Annotated in this window: 17 protein-coding genes and 1 riboswitch; of the genes, 8 read left to right on the forward strand and 9 right to left on the reverse strand. The window is 73.4% G+C overall.

What is annotated here, in order from left to right; genetic code table 11:
* Nucleotides 1-148: 148 nt before the first annotated feature.
* Together thiS and thiO are read right to left on the reverse strand one after the other, a co-directional pair.
* Nucleotides 149-349 carry a sulfur carrier protein ThiS gene (gene thiS, locus J8403_RS31340; protein WP_059143435.1) on the reverse strand — a complete coding sequence of 67 codons (201 nt, stop codon included), beginning with the start codon at nucleotides 347-349 and terminating at the stop codon, nucleotides 149-151.
* Entirely contained in the window at nucleotides 346-1575 is a 1230-nt protein-coding gene (gene thiO / locus J8403_RS31345) for a glycine oxidase ThiO (RefSeq protein ID WP_211128524.1), read from the reverse strand. The genes thiS and thiO overlap by 4 nt, the downstream gene beginning before the upstream one ends.
* A 57-nt stretch (nucleotides 1576-1632) precedes the next feature.
* Nucleotides 1633-1746: riboswitch (TPP riboswitch) on the reverse strand.
* A gap of 249 nt (nucleotides 1747-1995) precedes the next feature.
* Here thiO and J8403_RS31350 point away from each other — a divergent pair.
* The 5 genes from J8403_RS31350 (at nucleotide 1996) to J8403_RS31370 (ending at nucleotide 6690) form a co-directional block, all read left to right on the forward strand.
* Nucleotides 1996-3177: an NAD(P)/FAD-dependent oxidoreductase gene (locus J8403_RS31350; protein ID WP_246586401.1), complete on the forward strand. Its 1182-nt coding sequence runs from the start codon at nucleotides 1996-1998 to the stop codon at nucleotides 3175-3177.
* A 103-nt stretch (nucleotides 3178-3280) separates the two neighbouring features.
* Nucleotides 3281-3646: an Rv2175c family DNA-binding protein gene (locus tag J8403_RS31355; protein WP_119987167.1), complete on the forward strand. Its 366-nt coding sequence runs from the start codon at nucleotides 3281-3283 to the stop codon at nucleotides 3644-3646.
* Nucleotides 3647-3909: 263 nt separating this feature from the next.
* Nucleotides 3910-4560 carry a thiamine phosphate synthase gene (gene thiE / locus J8403_RS31360; RefSeq protein WP_211126106.1) on the forward strand — a complete coding sequence of 217 codons (651 nt, stop codon included), beginning with the start codon at nucleotides 3910-3912 and terminating at the stop codon, nucleotides 4558-4560.
* Nucleotides 4561-4745: 185 nt separating this feature from the next.
* Nucleotides 4746-5663 (forward strand): methylenetetrahydrofolate reductase [NAD(P)H], encoded by a 918-nt coding sequence (metF, locus tag J8403_RS31365; RefSeq protein ID WP_211126107.1) that lies wholly within the window; start codon nucleotides 4746-4748, stop codon nucleotides 5661-5663.
* Nucleotides 5664-5709: 46 nt separating this feature from the next.
* Nucleotides 5710-6690 (forward strand): hypothetical protein, encoded by a 981-nt coding sequence (locus J8403_RS31370; protein ID WP_211126108.1) that lies wholly within the window; start codon nucleotides 5710-5712, stop codon nucleotides 6688-6690.
* Nucleotides 6691-6822: 132 nt separating this feature from the next.
* Here the strand turns inward: J8403_RS31370 and J8403_RS31375 are convergent, their stop codons facing one another.
* The 4 genes from J8403_RS31375 to J8403_RS31390 all read right to left on the reverse strand — a co-directional run bounded on the left by J8403_RS31375 (nucleotide 6823) and on the right by J8403_RS31390 (nucleotide 12358).
* Nucleotides 6823-8382 (reverse strand): phytoene desaturase family protein, encoded by a 1560-nt coding sequence (locus J8403_RS31375; protein ID WP_211126109.1) that lies wholly within the window; start codon nucleotides 8380-8382, stop codon nucleotides 6823-6825.
* Between the two features lie 391 nt (nucleotides 8383-8773).
* Nucleotides 8774-9394 carry a TetR/AcrR family transcriptional regulator gene (locus tag J8403_RS31380; RefSeq protein WP_211126110.1) on the reverse strand — a complete coding sequence of 207 codons (621 nt, stop codon included), beginning with the start codon at nucleotides 9392-9394 and terminating at the stop codon, nucleotides 8774-8776.
* A gap of 35 nt (nucleotides 9395-9429) precedes the next feature.
* Nucleotides 9430-11514, reverse strand: a complete 2085-nt coding sequence (locus J8403_RS31385; RefSeq protein ID WP_211126111.1) for a YhgE/Pip family protein — start codon at nucleotides 11512-11514, stop codon at nucleotides 9430-9432.
* The gene (locus tag J8403_RS31390; protein ID WP_211128526.1) at nucleotides 11486-12358 is read right to left on the reverse strand and encodes an ATP-binding cassette domain-containing protein; all 873 of its coding nucleotides are present in this window, start codon (nucleotides 12356-12358) and stop codon (nucleotides 11486-11488) included. The genes J8403_RS31385 and J8403_RS31390 overlap by 29 nt, the downstream gene beginning before the upstream one ends.
* Nucleotides 12359-12544: 186 nt before the next feature.
* Between J8403_RS31390 and J8403_RS31395 the strand changes: the two genes are divergently transcribed.
* The 3 genes from J8403_RS31395 to J8403_RS31405 all read left to right on the forward strand — a co-directional run bounded on the left by J8403_RS31395 (nucleotide 12545) and on the right by J8403_RS31405 (nucleotide 14791).
* Nucleotides 12545-13078: an SAV_6107 family HEPN domain-containing protein gene (locus J8403_RS31395; RefSeq protein WP_211126112.1), complete on the forward strand. Its 534-nt coding sequence runs from the start codon at nucleotides 12545-12547 to the stop codon at nucleotides 13076-13078.
* Between the two features lie 265 nt (nucleotides 13079-13343).
* The gene (locus J8403_RS31400) at nucleotides 13344-14126 is read left to right on the forward strand and encodes a methyltransferase (protein WP_093461116.1); all 783 of its coding nucleotides are present in this window, start codon (nucleotides 13344-13346) and stop codon (nucleotides 14124-14126) included.
* Nucleotides 14127-14398: 272 nt separating this feature from the next.
* Entirely contained in the window at nucleotides 14399-14791 is a 393-nt protein-coding gene (locus J8403_RS31405) for a DUF3040 domain-containing protein (protein WP_211126113.1), read from the forward strand.
* A 385-nt stretch (nucleotides 14792-15176) separates the two neighbouring features.
* Here the strand turns inward: J8403_RS31405 and J8403_RS31410 are convergent, their stop codons facing one another.
* From J8403_RS31410 to J8403_RS31420, 3 genes are read right to left on the reverse strand one after another with little or no spacing between them, the layout of a single operon-like run.
* Nucleotides 15177-17606: a transglutaminase TgpA family protein gene (locus J8403_RS31410; RefSeq protein ID WP_211126114.1), complete on the reverse strand. Its 2430-nt coding sequence runs from the start codon at nucleotides 17604-17606 to the stop codon at nucleotides 15177-15179.
* Nucleotides 17603-18991 carry a DUF58 domain-containing protein gene (locus J8403_RS31415; protein ID WP_211126115.1) on the reverse strand — a complete coding sequence of 463 codons (1389 nt, stop codon included), beginning with the start codon at nucleotides 18989-18991 and terminating at the stop codon, nucleotides 17603-17605. The genes J8403_RS31410 and J8403_RS31415 overlap by 4 nt, the downstream gene beginning before the upstream one ends.
* Complete coding sequence (locus J8403_RS31420) at nucleotides 18991-20046, reverse strand: AAA family ATPase (protein WP_211126116.1); 1056 nt, start codon at nucleotides 20044-20046, stop codon at nucleotides 18991-18993. The genes J8403_RS31415 and J8403_RS31420 overlap by 1 nt, the downstream gene beginning before the upstream one ends.
* Nucleotides 20047-20201: the final 155 nt, after the last annotated feature.

Raw genomic sequence — 20201 nt, forward strand, 5'->3', positions numbered from 1 at the left:
TCCCGGCGATGGTGAGCGGGTCGGGGACGGCGAGAGGCGCGCGGCCGGGGGCCTTCGTGGCGTCCGTGGCGTCCGGGGCGTCCGGGGTGTTCGCGCCGGTGGTGACGGGTGTGGTGCTCGTGGTGGTCGTGGTGGGAGCCATGGGGGATCAGCCTCCTTGGACCGCGGTGAGGACCTCGACGCGATCACCGTCGCCGAGCGGGGTCGCGGGCCATTGGGTGCGTGGGACGACCGTCTCGTTGACGGCGGCGGCGACGCCGGAGGGCGCCTGGGTGAGGGTCGCGACGACCCGGTCGAGGGTGGTCCCGTCCGGGACCTCGCGGGGTTCGCCGTTGACGGAGACGGTCATGGGTGCTGCTCCTGTGCTGGGGAGGGGGTGGCTGCGGGGGCGGCGGCGGGGGCGGCCGGGGCCGCCCCGGCCGCCGAGGGGGCCGCGAAACGCAGCGGAGTGAACGGCCGGGCCTCCGGCGGGAGTTCTCCGCTCGTCAGCGCCTCGGCCATGACATCGCCGGTGATCGGGGTGAGCAGGACGCCGTTGCGGTGGTGGCCGGTGGCCAGCAGCAGCCCCGGCAGCGCGGTCGGGCCGAGCATCGGGGCGTTGTCGGGCGAGCCGGGGCGCAGCCCGGCACACGTCTCCACCAGTGGCAGTTCGGTGATGCCGGGCACCACCTCATGGGCGTCCCGCAGCAGTTCGTACACCCCTCCCGCGGTGACCGTGGTGTCCCAGCCCAGCTCCTCGCTGGTCGCGCCGATGACCAGCTCGCCGTTCTCGCGCGGCACCAGGTAGACCGGCCCGCCGCGCACCACGGCCCGTACGGTCCGGGAGAGGAACGGCGCGTACCGCTCGGGCACCGACAGCCGCAGCACCTGCCCCTTGACGGGTCGTACGGGCGGCAGGACGTCGTCGGGGACGCCCGCGAGCCGTCCGCTGAGGCTGCCGGCGGCCAGTACGGTCCGCTCGGCGGCCAGGCGCGTGCCCCCGGTCAGCTCGACCCCGGTGGCGCGGTCGCCGTCCAGCAGCAGCCGCTCCGCGCGGGCGCGGTGGAAGGCGACCCCGGCCCGCTCGCACGCGGTGAGCAGCGCGGCGGTCAGCCGCCGTGGGTCGACCTGGTTGTCGCCGGAGACGCGCAGCCCGCCGTGGACGCCCGGCGCGAGCATCGGTTCCAGGCGGCGGCATTCACGCCCCGTCAGCCATTCGGACTCCAGCCCGAGCCCCTGCTGGAACGTGTGGAGCTCCCGCAGCTGGGCGCGGTCGTCGGCGTCGAACGCCACGGCGAGCGTGCCGCACGCGCGGTGCCCCACGTCCTGGCCGCTCGCCTCCTCCAGCTCGGCCACGAAGTCCGGATAGCGGCGCGCGGAGGCCATGTTGAGCCCGAGCAGGGTCTGTTCGCCGTAATGAAGCTCGGTGACGGCGGCCAGCATCCCGGCCGCGACCCAGGCGGCTCCGCCACCGGGCGCCGGGTCGGCGAGGGCGGTGCGCAGCCCCCGCTGGGCCGCCCGCCAGGCCGTGACCAGCCCGATGATGCCGCCGCCGATGACGAGGACGTCGTAGCGCCCGTCGGCCGGTCCGCCCACGGATGGTGGGCCGTCGGGCCCCGAGGTGTGTGGTCGGTCGTCGTGACCTGGTGCGTGCGTGGACACGCTGCCCCTCCCTTCGCCGGCATGACCCGGATCAGGTTCGTACGGTCGGAGGCCGTTTCAGCCTCCCTCTCAGCCCGGTGCGTCCGGGCTCCCGCGAGTGCTCTGTCCCGCCACCCTAGTACGAGCCCCGAACCCCCCGAAAGCCCGGCCACCCGCCGCGATCCAGCCCCTCCGGCGTTTGAGGAGCGGGGTCCGGGGCGGCGCCCCGGCGGGGCTCTGTGCCCGAGATCTCCCCTCGCCCTCTGCGGTCCGCCCCACCAGCCGCAATACAGTGATCGTGTGAGCGATGAGACGACGACGAAGCCGTCCTCGAGCGGCGGCGGCGAACAGCGGGTGGTGATCGTCGGAGCGGGCATGGCGGGGGTGCAGACCGCCGTCGCGCTGCGCGAACAGGGCTGGGCGGGGGAGATCGTCCTGCTGGGCGCGGAGACCCACCAGCCCTACGACCGGCCGCCGCTGTCCAAGGCCGTGCTGCTCGGCAAGGCCGAGGGTTCGACGCTCGACGTGGACTTCGCCGGGCTCGGCATCGCGCTGCGGCTCGGCGTCCAGGTCACCGGGCTCCGCACGGACAAGCGGCTCGTCGAGACCGCGACCGGACAGCTCCCGTACGACGTCCTGGTGCTCGCCACCGGCGCCGAGCCGGTCCCGCTGCCGGGCAGCGAGGGCGTGCCCGGCGTCCATCTGCTGCGCACCCTGGACGACGCGGTGCGGCTGCGCCCGCTGCTCGCCCGGCAGCGCGAGATCGCGGTCGTGGGGGCGGGCTGGATCGGCGCGGAGTTCGCCACGGCGGCGCGCGAGGCGGGCTGCGCCGTGACCGTCGTCGAGGCCGCGGACCGGCCGCTGGCGGGCGCCCTCCCGCCCGAGGTCGCGGCCCCCATGGCGGCCTGGTACGAGGACTGCGGCGCCCGGCTGGTGACCGGCGCACGGGTGGCCTCCGTGGACGAGAGCGGGCTGGTGCTCGGCGACGGCACCCGGCTGCGGGCGGGCGCGGTGGTGGTCGGGATCGGGGCCCGGCCGGCCACGGACTGGCTGGCGGGCTCGGGCGTGGAGCTGGCCGAGGACCGCTCCGTCGCCGCCGACGACCGGCTGCGCGCCTCGGCGCCGGACGTCTACGCGGTCGGCGACTGCGCCTCCTTCCCGTCCGCCCGCTACGGCACGCGGCTGCTGGTGCACCACTGGGACAACGCGCTGCAGGGCCCGCGCACCGTCGCCGCCAATGTGGTCGGGAGCCGGACGGCCGCCCACTTCCCGGGCGCGGTCTACGACCCGGTGCCGTACTTCTGGTCCGAGCAGTTCGGGCGCTTCGTGCAGTACGCCGGGCACCATTCGGAGGGCGACGAACTGGTCTGGCGCGGCGATCCGACCGGTGCCGCCTGGTCGGTGTGCTGGCTGCGCGAGGGCGCCCTGGTCGCCCTGCTGGCCGTCGGCCGTCCGCGCGATCTGGCCCAGGGACGCAAGCTGATCGAGCGCGGCGCCCGGCTGGACCGGACGCGGGCCGAGGACCCGTCGGTGCCGCTGAAGTCGGCCGTCTGCTGACCGGCCGGCCGGTCAGTGGGCGGGGCGTCCGGAGCGGGCCGAAGCGGCCCGCGCGGCGGGCGCCCGGCTACCCACTGTCAGTCCCAGATGGCAGGCTTGTTCCGTGACCGAGATTGACGCAAAGATCGATGCTCTCGTCCCCGCCTGGCTCACCCTCCCCGACGTCGCCGAACGACTCGGTGTCGAGGTGACGCGCGTCCGGCAGCTGGTCAAGGAGGGCCAGCTGATCGCGGTGCGCCGTGGCGAGAACAGGGTGCTTCAGGTGCCCGAGGAGTTCATCGCCGACGGAAAGGTCGTCAAGGGCCTCGTGGGCACCTTGACGCTGTTGAAGGACGACGGCTTCAGTGACGAAGAGATGCTGGAGTGGCTCTTCACCCCCGACCCGAGCCTGCCCGGCACCCCGGCGCGGGCCCTGAGCGAGAATCGCGGTACGGAAGTGAAGCGGCGCGCGCAGGCGCTCGCCGTCTGACGCCGCTCCCGTCCAGCCTTCCGCCGTCTTCCGTACGGGGCTCGTCCACAGCTCGTACGGGGCGTGTACAGGGCTGGTCGCTCTCGCGCCTACGTCGTCCTTGCCGCGCGCAAGGGCATGTAGTGGCACGTAGCCGCACGTAGCCGCACGTAGCCGCACGTAGTCGCATGTAGCCGCACCTAGTCGCACGTTGTCGTACCCGGCGTACGGGCCGGGCTCCGCGCACGGTCCGTACGCCGCCGACCCTCCGGGGGGACCGAACCATGTCCACCGCCACCGCTCATGAGCAGCTGGCCGATGCCCGCCTCTATCTGTGCACCGACGCGCGGAAGCGCCAGGGCGACCTGCCGGAGTTCCTGGACGCCGTCCTGGCGGCGGGGGTGGACATCGTCCAGCTGCGGGAGAAGGAGATGGAGGCGGCCGAGGAGCTGGCGCACCTCCAGGTCTTCGCGGACGCCTGCCGTCGCCACGGAAAGCTGCTCGCCGTCAACGACCGCGCCGATGTCGCGCATGCCATCGGCGCGGATGTGCTCCATCTGGGCCAGGGCGATCTGCCGGTGCCCGCGGCGCGCGCGATCCTCGGCGCGGACGTGCTGATCGGGCGCTCCACCCATGCGGAGGCCGAGGTGGACGCGGCGGTCGTCCAGCCCGGGGTGGACTATTTCTGTACCGGCCCCTGCTGGCCCACCCCCACCAAGCCGGGCCGCCACGCCCCCGGGCTGCCCCTGGTGCGCCACGCCGCGGCGCTCGGCACCGAGCGGCCGTGGTTCGCCATCGGCGGAATCGACGCCTCCAACCTGGATCAGGTCCTGGAGGCGGGCGCCCGCCGCATCGTCGTGGTCCGGGCCATCACGGCCGCCGACGACCCGGCGGCGGCGACGGCGGAGCTGGCGAAGCGGGTGCGCGCGGCCTGACCGGGGCCCGGCCCCGGCTTGTCACCCGGTTTGTCACCCGACTTTCACCCGGTTTTCATCCGGCCCGGCTCGTCCGCCGGTCGAGGGTGCGCCGAGCTGTCCGCACTGCGGACAGAAAGCTGGCAAAACCCCCAAATCTCCGGGGTCGGGTGGGCGTAGCCGAGCCGGGTGGATAGCCTGCACGTATGGCCCTAGGCACCGCTTCCACCAGGACCGATCGCGCCCGGACCGTGCGCGATCTGCTCGCATCGGGCGAGCAGTCGTATTCCTTCGAATTCTTCGCCCCCAAGACGGCGAAGGGCGAGCAGACGCTGTGGAACGCCATCCGCAGGCTGGAAGCCGTCTCGCCCACCTTCGTCTCCGTGACCTACGGAGCCGGCGGTTCCTCCCGTGAGGGCACCGTGCGCGTCACCGAGCGCATCGCGACGGACACCACGCTCACCCCCGTCGCCCATCTGACCGCCGTCAACCACTCCCGGGCCGACCTGCGCAACATCATCGGGCAGTACGCCGATGCCGGGATCCGGAACATGCTGGCCCTGCGCGGCGACCCGCCGGGCGACCCCACGGGGGAGTGGGTCCGGCACCCGGACGGCCTCACCTACGCCGCCGAGCTGGTCCGGCTGATCAAGGAGTCCGGGGACTTCTGCGTCGGCGTGGCCGCGTTCCCCGAGATGCACCCCCGCTCGACGGACTGGGACACCGACATCCGTCACTTCATCGACAAGTGCCGTGCGGGCGCCGACTTCGCCATCACGCAGATGTTCTTCTACCCCGAGGACTATCTGCGGCTGCGCGACCGGGTCGCGGCAGCGGGCTGTACGACACCGATCATCCCTGAGATCATGCCCGTCACGAACGTCAAGCAGATCGAGCGGTTCGCGCAGCTCAGCAATGCCGCGTTCCCGCCCGGACTGGCTGAACGGATCCTGGCGGTGAAAGACGACCCGGCGGCTGTACGCTCGATCGGAATCGACTACGCCACGCAGGTGTGCGCGCGGTTGATGGCCGAGGAGATCCCCGGGCTGCACTTCATCACCCTGAACCACTCCCCGGCGACGCTGGAAATCTACGAGAATCTGGGACTGCATCAGCGGTCCTGATCCTGATGACGGCAGCCGACGGGCGGCCGCATTGAGAGGGGCGGGCATGGGCTGGACGGTCCTCTACATCGCTTTCGGCGTCGTCGCGCTGTGGCTGCTGGGGGAGGTCCTCCTGCAGTACAAGGCGCGGCTGCGCTGGCGGCTGCTGGCCTTCGTCGGCTTTCTGGGCGTGGTCGTCGGCGTGCTGATCCCCTCGGTTCCGGTGATCGGGGTGGGGGCGATCGCCTTCGCCATAGGCCAGACGTATGTGACGCTCTCCTTCCGGCGCGGCTTCGCCGCGGGCTGGGCGCTGAGCGGCGGGCTGCCCGGGCTGCTCGGCCGCGAGGAGCGCGGCCCCCGGGTGGACGACGCGGACAAGGAGCCGATCCTCGAGGTGTCCGACCTGGAGGCGGTCCCGGCGGCGCAGCCGGAGCCGCCCACGTACCAGCCGCAGCCGCTGCCCGATGACACCGGCGAATACGGCGTCTACGAGGAGCCGTCGGCCTTCACCCCGGCCGCGGGCGCGGGCGCGTACGGCGGCGAGGTGGCCGGTGGCTACAGCGCGTACGAGACGTACGGCGGCTACGGCTCGCAGCAGGACCACAGCCAGGGGCAGGGCCAGAACTACGGCCAGGACGTCTACGCGGACCAGATGGGCCAGGGCGGGCAGTACGGCTACGGGAACGAGGCGTACGCGGCCTACGGACAGGACCCGTACGGCGGCGCCCAGCCCCAGGCCCAGCCCTATGAGCAGCAGGGTTACGACCAGCAGGGTTACGGCCAGCAGCAGTACGCCGACCAGTACGCGGCCTACGGCCAGCAGGATCCGTACGGCGCCGGGGCCTATGGCGGCGACCACTGGGCGGCCGACGCCTCTTACCCCTCGCCTGACCCGGCGTACGACGTGATGCAGTCCGGCGGGCCCTGGGTGCCGCAGCAGCGCGAAGGCGACGCCGCGCCCGCGCCGGACCAGCAGGCGTACCCGTACCAGCAGCAGCAACAGGGTCAGGGCTATCCCCAGGGCTTCGACGAGCAGTACCGCTACTGAGCCCCGCTGCCAGGTGAGCCCGCTCCCCGGGAGCGGGCTCACGCGTTTCCTGGGTGCTCCGGGTGCTCCGGGTGCCCCGGTGCCCTGAGAGCCGTAGGGGCCCTGGGAGTTCTGGGAGTTCTGGGAGCCGCTCTACTGGGAGCCGCGCCAGTCCTCGCCCTCGACGATCAGCCCGGCCACCAGCGCGCCCGACATCCCGGCGTGGGCGAGCCCGCCGCCCGGATGGGCCCAGCCGCCCGCCAGATACAGGCCCGGGAGCCGGGTGACATTGGCGGGCCGCAGAAACGCGCCGTCCGCCCCGGCGAGCACCGGGCCCGGCACGGCGCCGCCCCTGGCGCCCGTCTCCGCCCCGGTGTCGGCGGGTGTGCGGACCTCATGCCACAGCATCCGGTCCCGCAGCCCCGGTATCGCGGCCTCGGCGGCCGTGATCAGCCGCTGGGCGTCCTGCTCCGCCGCCGAGCCGTCCGTCCAGTCCACCGGGCCGTGCGGGGCGACGACGGCGGTAAGGGTGACGGCCTCGTGCTCCTCGTCCGGGCGGACCGTGGGGTCGTCCGGGCGCAGCACGGTGACCGTGGGGTGGGGGCAGGGCTCGCGGAGCCCGCTGCCGTCGCCGAAGACGGCATCCAACTCCGCCTCCCGGTCCGGGGCGTGGACCACGGTGCGGTGTGCGGTCTCCTCGGGGCGGGCGCCGCGCAGCGCCAGAAAGACGGTCAGCCGCCCCGGCGTGCCGCCGCCTACGCCGGGCTCCGGCCGCACGTCCCCCTCCCGCCAGGGCGCCTGTCCGCCGAGCAGCGGGGGCAGCAGGGCGGGGTCGATGCCCGAGACCACCGCGTCGGCCTCCGCGACGGTGCCGTCGGCCAGCTCCACGCCCGCCGCGCGGCCGTCCTTCTCCACGATGCCGGTGACCTCGGCGTCGAAGTGGAACTCGACCTTCCGCTGGCGGCAGCGCTCATGCAGGGCATCGGCCAGCGCCCGCATGCCCCCGCGCACATACCAGGTGCCGAACGTCTGCTCGACATAGGGCAGTACGGTGGCCGCGGCGGGGGCGGAGCGCGGGTCGAGGCCGTGCGCCAGCGCATGGCTCTCCAGAAGGGCCCCGGCCCGCGGATCCTTCAGCTCACGGCGGGCCACGGCGGCGAGCGTGGGCGGACCGTCGGCGCCGCCCCGGCCGAACAGCCCGCCGAGCCGCCCGCGGCGCCGCACGGGGGCGGCCGGATAGGGATCGCGGCCCAGGACCCGCCAGTCGGCGCGCAGCGGCTCCTCCAGGAGCGGTCTGCGGGTGGCGTCCCACACCTCACGCGCCCGGTTGACCAGATCGCTCCAGCGCTCGCCCGCGCCCGCGCCGAAGGCGCCGTCCAGCGCCTGGAGCACCCCGGCCCGGGAGGCATTGGGCAGCCGGACATCCGTCCCGTCGGCGAAAAGATGGCGGCTCGCCGGGTCGACCTGGATGAGCTCGACGCTCTGCTCCAGGGTCTGCTTGCCGGTCTTCACGAACAGATCCCGGTAGACGGCGGGCAGGTGCAGCAGCCCCGGGCCGGTGTCGAAACGGAATCCGTCCCGCGCGAAGCGGCCGACCCCGCCGCCATGGGTCCGCCCGCGCTCGTACACCACCACCCGGTGGCCCGCCACGGCCAGCCGGGCGGCCGCCGCCATGGCGCCCATCCCGGAGCCGATCACCACAATCCGTGCCATGACCGCGACTTTATCCGCCCCCACCGACAGCCGGGCCACCGCGCCTGGGCACGAGCGCCCAGACCTGAGTACGCGTACTCAGCCGAGGAGATGAGTAGTCGCGCGGATGGGCCGCCACCTGCTCGGACGGGAGAGTGGTGCATACGGAAGGGCCGCGCGCCGGACCGCCGGCACGGGGCGGCGGAACGGCGCGGCGGCCCGGACGAAAGGTGGGAGTCACCGGGAGTCTCCTGAACCAGGAGCCTCCAACGGGGGAAGTACGGGGGAGTTACGGGGGGAGGCGCTGTTCCGGTCAGGTCGACGAGAGTCGATCTGCCGGAACAGCGCCTTCTACGTGTGTCCGGGGGAGTCGATCCGCCCGCCAGGCCGGGCCATCCGGAGGCGCGGTCGGCTATCCGGAGGCCACGGTCCCGCCGACGCGGCCCTGCAGCAGCCGCGACAGCGCCGCGTGCACATCCTCCAGCGACCGCTCCGGCTGATAGGACTGCCAGTCCAGAGCGGCCACCAGCACCATCCCGAACAGCGCCGACGCCGTCAGCGGGATGTCGATCTCCCCGCTGAACTCCTGCGCGGCCACCCCGGCCCGCAGCTCGGCCTCGATCACCGCTATGGCCCGCTGCCGGACCATCATCAAGGTGGACTGCCAGGCGCGGTTGGTGCGCCACAGCTCGGCCACGTACAGCTGGGTCAGCGACGGATAGCGGGAGATGAAGTCCAGCCCGGCCCGGACCATGGCGTCCAGCGCGTCCACATGGCTGCCGCCGCGCTCGGCGTTCTCGTCGGCGGCGCTCTGCAGGGATGCGGTCAGCAGCTCGATGCCGTGCTGCAGCAGCTCCTCGAAGAGCACGGTCTTACTGGCGAAGTTGTAGTAGACCGTGCCCTTGGCCACCCCGGCCCGCTCGGCGATCTCGTCCACTGTGGTGGAGGAGAAGCCCTGTTCGGCGATGAGGGTCACCGCCGCCTCGAAGAGTTTCTGGCGTGTGGCCTGGCGGCGCGTGCTGCTGCTGTCCATGGCGCCGATTCTGCCCGTTGTTGATGTTATGCCGCTCACAGGCTCAGCTCCGGATGCAGCCGGTCCACCGACCATACCTGCCGCCGCCGCGCCGACCACGCGGTGAGCGCCAGGGCCGCCGCGCTGAATCCCAGGAGCACCCCACAGGCCAGCCAGACCGGGCCGAGCCCGCCGCCGGTGATGAGCCGGCGCAGCCCGTCCACCACGTAGGTCATGGGCAGGAAGGGATGGATGGCGTTGAAGAAGCGCGGACTGGTCTGCACCGGATAGGTGCCGCCCGCCGAGGTCAGCTGGAGCATCAGCAGGGCCAGCACCAGGATCCGGCCGGCCGGTCCGAAGCGGGCGTTCAGCCACTGCACGATCGCCGCGAAACAGGCCGTGACCAGCATCAGGAAGCCGAGGGTGCCCGCGGCCCGCACCATCTGCAGGCCGATCGCCCAGTGCAACACCGCCATCAGGGCCAGCGTCTGGAACACACCGATCGCGGCGACCGGCAGCCAGCCCGCGAACGCGATCCGCCAGGAGGAGGCACCCACCGCGAGCGCGCGTTTGTTCAGCGGCTGGATCAGCATGTAGGCCACCATCGCGCCGACCCACAGGGAGAGCGGGATGAAGTACGGGGCGAAACCGGTGCCGTAGTTGGGCGCCTTGTGCAGCGCCTGGTTGACCAGCCGCACCGGATCCGCCATCACCTCGGTCCGGGCGTCCCGGTCCTGCTTGCCGTAGTCGGGGATCTTGTCGGCCCCGTCGTGCAGCCCGCCGGAGAGCTTGCCCGAGCCGTCCACGAGCCGGAACATCCCGCCGCCCAGGGTGTCCGCGCCGCCGCGCGCCTTACCGACGCCGCTGTCGAGGTCGGAGGCGCCGGTCTTGGCGGTGCTCAGCCCGGTGTGCAGGGTTCCGGCGCCCTTGGCGACCTTGTGCGCCCCGGAGTTGAGGGCGTTGACCTTCCGTACGGCGGTGTCGAGGTCGGTGCCCAGGTGCGGGGCGTTCCGCGCGAGCCAGAGCGCCTGGTCGTGCAGATCGTCCAGATGGCCGCCGAGGGCGTCGAGTTGGGTGGTGTGGTCCTGGACCAGCTTGTTGACGTCCTCGGCCACATCGGCGGCGGTGTCGGCCGCCGCCACCGACTTCTTGAGCGCGGGACAGTCCGGGTCGGCGGGCACCGCCCCCTCGCAGCGGGTCCGGTAGTCGGCGGCGAGGTCGTCGGACGCCTTACGGGCCCTGGTGGCCGCCGTGGCGGTCGTCTCGGGCAGGGTGTCGAGGCTGTCGGACGCCTTCTGGGAGGCGTCGGCGACCAGTTGGGAGACGTCCCCGATCTCCTTGCCGTGCTCCTTGAGGAACGGGCGCACCTTGGCCGCCACGTCGTTGACCTTGTCGGACAGCGACTGGGTGCCGTCGGCGACTCCGCCCGCGCCGGTCTTGAGCGTCCCGGAGCCCTGGTAGAGCGTGCCGAGCCCGGACTTCAGATCGCGGCTGCCCTCCTTGGCCTTGGCCAGGCCCTTGGCGAGGTCGTCCGCGCCCTTCTTGGCCTTGCCGATGCCCTTACCGAGCTTGTCGGCGCTCTTGGCGGCCTTCTCCGTCTCGCCGTGGATATCGGCGAAGGAGATGAAGATGTTGTCGTAGAAGCCGCGGGACGCCTTGGTGGAGGCCGCGGCGCGCACCTCGGAGAAGACCGAGCGGGAGATCTGGCCGACGATGTAGTTGTTGGCGTCGTTGGTGCGCACCTTGAGGGCGCCGGTCTCCGGGGACTTGCCGGAACTGGTGGCGATCTGCCGGCTGAAGTCCGAGGGCACGGTCAGCGAGAGGTAGTACGTGCCGTTCGCGACGCCCTTACGGGCCTCGGCGGCGCTCGTGCGGTGCCAGTCGAAGGTCTTGCTGTCGAGCAGCTTGCCGCTGATGTCGTCGCCCGCGGTGAGGCGGTCGCCCTTCACGGTGGCGCCGGTGTCCGAGTTGACGAGGGCGACCGGGATCTTGTCCAGCTTGCCGTACGGGTCCCAGAAGGACCACAGGTACAGCGCACCGTAGAGCAGCGGCAGCAGGAGCAGGGCGGCCAGCGCCGCCCGTGGCAGCTTCCCCCTCCCGAACCGCTTCAGCTCAAGCGCGGCGAGTTTCGGCGAGCGCATCCGCCGCCCCCTTCTCGTTCTCGTCGGGTCCGGCCCCGTGGGCGGCTTCGTGGGCGGCCTCGTCGGCGGAGGGAGTGCCGGAGGTGTCCGCGTCGGCCTCATGGCTCTTCCGGCTCTCTTCGGCCGGGCTCTTCCGCGCGGTGCGGACCACGACCGCGTCGGCCGGAGCCTGGCTGCACACCGCGAGGACCGTGGTGCCGCCCTCCGCGATCTCCCGCAGCAGCGCCCAGGCGCGCTTGCGTTCGGTGTCCGAGAGCTTCATGTCGGCATCGTCGACGGCCAGCAGCCGCGGCCGGGCGATGAGCGCCAGCGCGATCGACAGCCGCAGCGCCTCCAGCCGCTCCAGGTCCCGTACGGCCGTACGCGGCCCCTTGGGCAGCGTGTCGAGGTCCAGCCCGGCGGCCGTGAGGGCCGCGTCGATCCCGGCCCGGGACGCGGCGGCCCGCTCACGGCGCGGGCGCAGCAGCCCGCGCGGGGAGTCGGCGAACCGGCGCCGCAGCAGGGCCCGCTCCCGCAGATGCTCGGCGACCGTGAGTACCGGATCGAGCTCGCTGACGCCCGGTACGTGCGCGAGCGCGCTGAACCGGCGTATGCGCGCCATCTGTTGGGGAACCCGGAAGCCCCCGACCGCGCCGTGTCCCTCGGTGGGGCGCATCCGGCCGGTGAGCGTCAGCAGCAGGGAGGTGCGGCCCGAGCCGGACGGGCCCTCGATCGCGATCAGCGCACCGGAGTCGGCGGCGATGCCGGCACCGCGGAACGCCCAGCCGTGCGACCCCCTGACGCCGAGCCCCTCGGCCGTCACCGCCGCCCCGGTCTCCGCTTCTGGGGTGCCCCCCACGCACATCACTTCCTTGATTTTTGAACTGACTGGTCAGTGCAAAAACAAGTATGGGTCATGGCGGGGCCAGACGGGGCGGCGGGGTCGTTCGCGCTGGTCAGAGCCGATTGTCAGTGGTGTGCCCCACGATGGCCCCATACGGCGGTCGCTCTACCACACGACCGGCCGCCACGCGACGACAGGAGGTTCGTCATGGCCAGTACCGCCGCAGCGCGCCGGCACCGTGCCGCCGCCCCTGCCCCCTCGTTGACCGGCCCCGCGACCGATGTCCACCCCGTGCTGCGCCGCGCGTCCGCCCCGCCCGCTGCCGCCGGTCTGCTCACCCAGGCCCATCAGGGTCTGGAAGAGGCCGCCGCGCTCGAGACCGCCAACGAGCGCTTCGCGACCGCACATCTGGCCGCCCTGCGCACAGCCGCCGCCGTGCTCGCCGTGCGCGGCCGCCCCGAGCCCACCGCGCGCCGCCGCGCCCGGATCCGCAGCGCCTGGGAGGTCTTGCCGGAGGTCGCTCCCGAACTGGCCGAGTGGAGCGCGCTGTTCGCCTCCGGCGCCGAGCGCCGGGCCCGCGCCGAGGCGGGGATACAGGGCGCCGCGAGCCGGCGGGACGCGGACGATCTGCTGCGTGCCACCGCGATGTTCCTGCGGCTGGTGGAGCGGATGCTGATGCTCCAGCCGACCCTGCCCCACCAGGCCCCGCCGGGCGACGAGCCGGGCCCGCCGGGAGCGTGAGAGCCGGGAAGCGCGAGAGGTGGCCCGGTGACCGCCCCGGCGCGGCCCGGTGTCCGCCGGGGCGCGGTGCGGCATCGGCTCGAGCGCCGTTCGGTATCCGCTCGGGCCCCGGCCGCTGTCCGTCCGGTATCCGCCGCGGGCCCGTGGGGCCGGCGGCCTCGGCGCACCCCGCCCCATGGAGGCAATAGGCTGGGACCGCCGACGTCAGTAAGTCGTCGTCACCGCCTCCGGGCGGTGGCGGCACCGCGCCGAGGAGCCACCCGCCGTGTCAGACCCGCAGCGCCCCCGTGCGTCCCTCCGTACCGCCGTGGTCTGGGAGGTCCTGAAAGACGCCCTGGAACGGCGGGCCAAGGCCACGGGCCGGGAGGCCGCCGAGGGCGGGGCCGTGCACGGCGCGCTGGACGTCCTGGACACCGGCGGCGGCAGCGGCAATTTCGCCGTCCCCGTGGCCGGCCTCGGCCACCGCGTCACCGTGGTCGACCCGAGTCCGAACGCCCTGTTCGCCCTGGAGCGGCGGGCCGCCGAGGCCGGGGTGGCCGACCGGGTGCGCGGAGTCCAGGGCGATGCCCACGGGCTGTTCGACGTGGTCGAGCGGGGCGGTTACGACGTGGTGCTCTGCCATGGCGTGCTGGAGTACGTGGACGACCCCGCCGAGGGCCTGCGGAACGCGGCGGCGGCCCTGCGCCCCGCCGGGACCCTCAGCGTGCTCGCGGCGGGCCTGGGTGGCGCCGTGCTGGCCCGTGCCCTGGCCGGTCACTTCACCGAGGCCCGGCAAGCGCTTACCGACCCCGAGGGCCGCTGGGGCTCCGGAGACCCGATGCCGCGCCGCTTCACCGCCGACCAGCTGTCCGAGTTGGTGGAGGCGGCCGGTCTGGAGATCGCCGCGGTGCACGGGGTGCGGGTCTTCGCCGATCTGGTCCCCGGAGTGCTCGTGGACACCGAGCCCGGGGCGCTGGACGCCCTGTTGCAGCTGGAGGAGGCCGCCGCCGGGCTGCCCGCCTTCCGCTCGGTCGCCACTCAGCTGCACGTTCTCGCCGAGCGGGACTGAGCGGTCCCTTCCTGCCCCACCGGACGACGGGCGGCGCAGGTGGAGTCGGCCACAGGAGACCCGATTGGACGCCAGGCCCCGTATGATCGGGGTACACCGTCCGGCATGGCCAATCGGCGGGAGGGGAATGGACGTCTCAGCGTCAACTTTCGCCACGCCCGTGGGGGTGGGCGAATTGGCGTTGAGGGGCGGGTTTCACGGGGGCGATTCCCTGCCTATCCTGAAAGGGTCGCACCCGGTCGCCCCCCGCGACCGACGAGTAGGAGGACTCCGTGCCGCTCTCGGAGCACGAGCAGCGCATGCTCGAGCAAATGGAGCGAGCGTTGTACGCCGAAGATCCCAAGTTCGCGACAGCGCTTGAGGGAAGCGGCCTGCGCACGTACACCCGGCGACGGGTCTACCAGGCGGTCGCGGGTTTTCTGGTGGGCATCGCACTCCTCATGGTCGGAGTGATCGTTCCCCAGATCTGGATCAGCGTGGTGGGCTTCCTGATCATGCTGGGATGTGCGGTGCTCGCGGTGACCGGCTGGCGCAAGGCTCCCAAACCCGGCGAGGCGCAGAGCGGTGGCGGGGCGGCTCCCCGCCGTCAGGGCCGTCAGCGCCGTTCGATGATGGCGCGTATCGAGGAGCGGTGGCAGCGTCGCCGCGATGAGCAGGGCCACTGAGAATAATTCTTGGATGAGCGGTTGAGGGGCGGTCGCCGACCGGCGACCGCCCCTCAACCGTGCGGTTGCCCTTCCGGGCCGTAGCTCTTCAGCCGTGCCCCAGCCCAGCAACCGGCTCCTGGGCCCGCAACCGTGTCCTGGGTCTGCAACCCGCTCCCAGCCCAGCAACCGCGTCCCGCACCCTGCCCCTGGCCCTGGCTCTCGCAGGGTCCTGGAGCGAGCCCGGGGGCGGCCCTGAGCCCCCGTGGCGTGCCCGAGCGGCCGAACGGACTGAGCCCCCGCGCGCGCCGCGGGGGCTCAGCCGCGGGGCCTTAGCGCCGGGCCTCGGCCGCCGGGCCCCAGCGGCAAGGGCTCAGGACCGCCCGAAGGTCAGGCCGCCCCGAGGTCAGCTCCCCTGGCCGCGCGGGGGCCGGAGCTGGGAGGCCCAGCGGGCCCAGCGCGGGGCTCCCCACCGCTGGACCAGCGCGGACCAGCGCTGTCCCCACGCCCACAGCAGCTGAGCCGCGGACCGCGGCGCCAGCAGCGCCCGCAGCCGCTCCCGCCGCCCCGCCTTGGCCTGGAATCCGGCCAGCACCTGCCGGACGTCGTCGGCGACGCCCGCGAACGGGCGCGGCCGCGGTGCGTACAGCACCTGCTCGACCGCCTCGGCCACCCGCTGCGCCGCCCGGGCCGAATCGTCGTCGAGGTCGGCGATCCGCACCATGCGGGCCACCGCCCTGCGCGAGGTCAGCGAGTCGTCCGGCAGCACGCCGAAGTCCCAGGCCGAATCGGTGAGTTCACGCCAGGCGGCGAGGATCCGGTCGGCGGCGTCCTGCTCGGTGCGCCCGCCCGAGCCGTCCAGTCTGCGGGTCCGTATCCGCCGCCGCCACAGCATGGGCAGCAGGGGCACCACGGCCAGCAGCACCGCCAGCGAACTCCAGCTGGTGACCTTGGTCGCCGACCAGCCGCCGCCCGAGGCGCCGTTGTCCGGCTGCTGGGCCGCGGCGCCTCCACAGGTGCCCAGCTTCTTCATCTCCAGGGAGCAGCTGTCGGAGGCGGTCGGGGCGGCCGTCGGCTCGGAGGTCGTGCTGGGCTCGCTCGTCGGCTCGTCGGACGGGCTGCCCGAGGGCGTCTGCTCCATGGTGTAGTCGGGCTGGGTGCCACGGCTCGGGGTGGGCTCGAAACGGGTCCAGCCCACGCCCTCGAAGTACAGCTCGGGCCAGGCGTGCGCGTCCTTCAGGCCCACCGACACCGAGCCGTCGGCCTGGGCGGTGCCGGGGGTGAACCCGACCGCCACCCGCGCCGGAATGCCCAGCGTCCGGGCCATCGCCGCCATCGAGAAGGAGAAGTGGACGCAGAAGCCCTCCTTCTGCTTCAGGAACCGGACGATGGCGGCCGAGCCGCTGCCGGACTGCACCTCGGTGTCGTAACGGAATCCTCCGTTCACCGCGAACCAGTCCTGGAGCTTGACCGCCTTCTCGTACGCGTTGGACGCGCCGGCGGTCACCTCCCGCGCCGTACTGGCCACCACGGACGGCAGCGAGTCCGGCACCTCGGTGTACTCCTTCCGCAGCCGCGAGGGCGGTGCGGGCGCGGTCGCCAACTGCTCGGGCGTCGGCTCCACCAGCAGGCTGGTGACCCGGTAGCGCGCGCCCCGGGTGGTCTGGCCGCGGTCGCCGACCAGCGTGCGGCCCTCCGGCTCATACCGCCAGCGCCCGTCGATCTCCACCCTGGACGCGGGGTAGGGGAGGGGCAGCCAGTTCTGCGCGTACCAGTCGGCGGCCGAGATCGAGGTGTCGATCGAGGAGACCCGGACCGAGGGGCCGAGCCCGGCGGGCGACGGGAGCTGGCCGGGCACATCGGTGACATGGCGCTCGGACGACTTCCACGAGGTGCCGTCGAACCGGTCCAGCGCCACGATCCGCAGATACAGATCCTGCGTGGTCTGCGAGGAGGTGCGATAGCGCAGCACCTCCTTGTTCTCCGGCTGGTTCAGGCTGTCCTGCAGCGACACCAGCGGATTGACCGCCGAGATCGTGCCGCCGCCGCTGCCCGACCCGCCACCGCTGCCCTGCCGGTCCAGCAGCCCGCCGTCCAGGGACGGCAGCGCCGCGGGCACCACCAGCGCGATGCCGAGCGCCAGCACGCCGATCCTGCGGCCGGTGCGGACCGGGGCGAGCGCCGGGGCGCCGCCGGCCCCGGCCAGACCCGAGGGCGGCATACCCCCCGGACGCGGGGCGCCGCCGCTGAAGACCCGGCCCCACTGGGAGAGCCGGTCCCGGCCCTCGGCCAGGAGCAGCAGCAGATAGCCGGCCGCCGCCAGCAGGAACCACAGCCAGTCGCTCCCGGTGTCGGACAGGCCGGCCGCGACCGAGTACAGCGCGAGCAGCGGCAGCCCGGCGGGGGCCGCGCTGCGGTAGGTCACCGCGAGCGCGTCGACCACCAGGCCGATCACGAGCACCCCGGCCACCAGCATCAGCCGGATACCATCGGTGAGCGGCGCGGGGATCGCGTACCGCCCCACGTCGTCGGCGCCGTCGCGCAGCAGCAGCGCGAACTCGTTCAGGGCCTGCGGGCTCGGCAGCAGCCCGCCCAGCGCCTGCTCGTGCGCGAAGACCAGGGTGAGCAGCAGCAGCGTCACCACGGCCTGCGTGGCCACCGTCAGCGGGCGGGCCAGTGGCACCCGGCGGGCCGCCACGCCCGTCCCGCTCTGGACCGCCAGCAACAGGGTGGCCTGCAACAGCCAGCTCGCCGGGTCCACCAGTGGCAGCAGCGCACAGGCCGCCGCCACCGTGGCCAGCGCCGCACATATCGCGAGCCGAACGCTCCCACTCATGCCCAGCTCCCTGTCATGCCGCCGATCGTGGGACCTCCGGCGTCCGCCCGGGTGGCGCCCTGGGTGTCGGCCTGCCGCCACAGCTGTGCCAGCGAGGCTCCAGGGCCGACGGGCAGCGCAGTCCACCCCGCCTCGCGCAGCTGCCGCAGCCGCTCCTCCAGCTCCCGGGTGCCCCCGAACTCCGCCCCGCGCGACCAGGCCGCGCCGTCCAGCACGAACGCCACCGCGGCGGTGGTGCGGTGCCGCATCCGGGCGGCCGTCGCCGCCTGCTCCTCGTCCAGATCGCCCAGGAAGGCCACCAGAAGCCCCTCACCGCCGCCCCGCAGCACCTCGAAGGCGGGCGAGAGCCCTCCGCCGTCGGAGTGGTCCACCACGGCGAGGGTGTCCAGCATCAGCCCGGCTGTCTCCGCCGAGTCATGGGTGGAGCCGGTGAAGCCGCCCCCGCCGTCCGGGCCCGGCACCGAGCTTCCGGAGTCGGTCAGCAGCCGGACCGCATAGCCCCGCTCCAGCAGATGGACCGCGGCCGAGGCCGCCCCGGAGACCGCCCATTCGAAGGCCGAGTCGGGCCCTGAGCCGTAGTGCGCCGTACGCCGGGTGTCCAGCAGCACCGTGCAGTGGGCCCGCTGCGGCTGCTCCTCCCGGCGGACCATGAGCTCCCCGTAGCGCGCGGTGGACCGCCAGTGCACCCGGCGCAGATCGTCGCCTATGCGATAGCCGCGCGGGATGACATCGTCCTCACCGGCCAGGGCCAGCGAGCGGTGCCGCCCGTCCCCGTACCCCGCGGCCTCGCCGGTCAGGCGCACCGGGGGCAGCGGCTCGACCCGGGGGACCACCGTGAGCGTGTCGTAGGCGCTGAAGGCGCGGGTCAGCTCGCACATCCCGAACGGATCGCTCAGCCGCAGCTGCAGCGGGCCCAGCGGATAGCGGCCGCGCAGATCCGAGCGGACCCGGTAGGACACCTCGCGGCGGCCGCCCGGCTCCACCCGGTCCAGCACGAACCGGGGGCGCGGCCCGAGCACATAGGGCACCCGGTCCTGGAGCATCAGCAGCCCGGTGGGCAGCCGCGAGACATTGTCCATCCGCAGATGCACCCGGGCCTCGGAGCCCGCCGGCACCCGCGCGGGCGCGAGCCGTCTGCTGCCCGCCACCCGGTACCGGGTGCGGTAGACCACGGCCACGCAGACCAGCGGCAGCGCGGCCAGCAGCAGCCCGACCCGCAGCAGATCCGCCTGGCCCAGGACATAGCTGCACACCGCGGCGGCCACCCCGGCGGCCAGGAAGGAACGGCCGCGGGTGGTCAGCCCGGCGAGGGCGGCCCGCAGCCCGCCCGAGTCCTCGCCGGCGCCGGGGCCCTCGGGGCCCATGTCCGTCCCCCCTGCGGCCATCACAGCCTCCGCGCGCCCGGCTGCTGCCGGCCGAAGTCGGCCGGGGGCATGGGCGGCATCGGGGGCATCCCGCCACCGGTGCCGCGCGAGCCGGAGGTGGGCACCGGGGTGCGCTGCACGATGTCCGTGACGACCTGCTCCGCGGTGCGCCGGTTCAGCTGGGCCTGTGCGGTGGGCAGCAGCCGGTGCGCCAGCACCGCCACGGCGAGGGACTGCACATCGTCCGGCAGCGCGAACTCCCGCCCGGCCAGGGCGGCCGACGCCTTGGCGGCCCGCAGCAGATGCAGCGTGGCCCGGGGCGAGGCACCCAGCCGCAGATCGGGGTGGCTGCGGGTGGCGGCCACCAGGTCCACCGCGTAACGCCGGACGGCCTCGGCGACGTGCACCGAGCGCACCGCCTCGACCAGCTTGACGATCTCATGGGCGTGCGCGACGGGCTGCAGGTCGTCCAGCGGGGAGACGCCGCCGTGGATGTCGAGCATCTGCAGCTCGGCCTGCGGGCTGGGGTATCCGATGGAGACACGGGCCATGAAGCGGTCGCGCTGCGCCTCGGGCAGCGGATAGGTGCCCTCCATCTCGACCGGGTTCTGCGTGGCCACCACCATGAAGGGGTTGGGCAGCTCGTAGCTCTCCCCGTCGATGGTGACCTGGCGCTCCTCCATCGACTCCAGCAGCGCGGACTGGGTCTTGGGCGAGGCGCGGTTGATCTCGTCGCCGATCACGATCTGGGCGAAGATGGCGCCCGGCTTGAACTCGAACTCCTTGCGCTGCTGGTCGAAGATGCTCACGCCGGTGATGTCGGACGGCAACAGGTCCGGGGTGAACTGGATCCGCCGCACGGAGCAGTCGATGGACCGCGCGAGCGCCTTGGCCAGCATGGTCTTGCCCACGCCCGGGACGTCCTCGATCAGCAGATGCCCCTCGGCGAGCAGCACGGTCAGCGAAAGCCGTACGACCTCGGGCTTGCCCTCGATCACACCCTCCACCGACCGGCGGATCCGCTCCGCTGTGGTGGTCAGATCGCTGAGGCTCGCTCGCTCGTCATAGGTCGTCACCCGGCCCTCCTCGGCCCGTTCTCAGGGCCGTTGCCCTCGGAACGGACCGGCCCACCGCAAACGCTGACATCGGTCCCCCGCGTGGTTGCGGGGGACGATGTCACCTATGCATTCTTGCGGTCTCCGCGGCCTCGCGTCACTCGGCTGTGGATAAC

It is taken from the genome of Streptomyces yatensis, from assembly GCF_018069625.1.
GTDB classification, from domain to species: Bacteria; Actinomycetota; Actinomycetes; order Streptomycetales; family Streptomycetaceae; genus Streptomyces; species Streptomyces yatensis.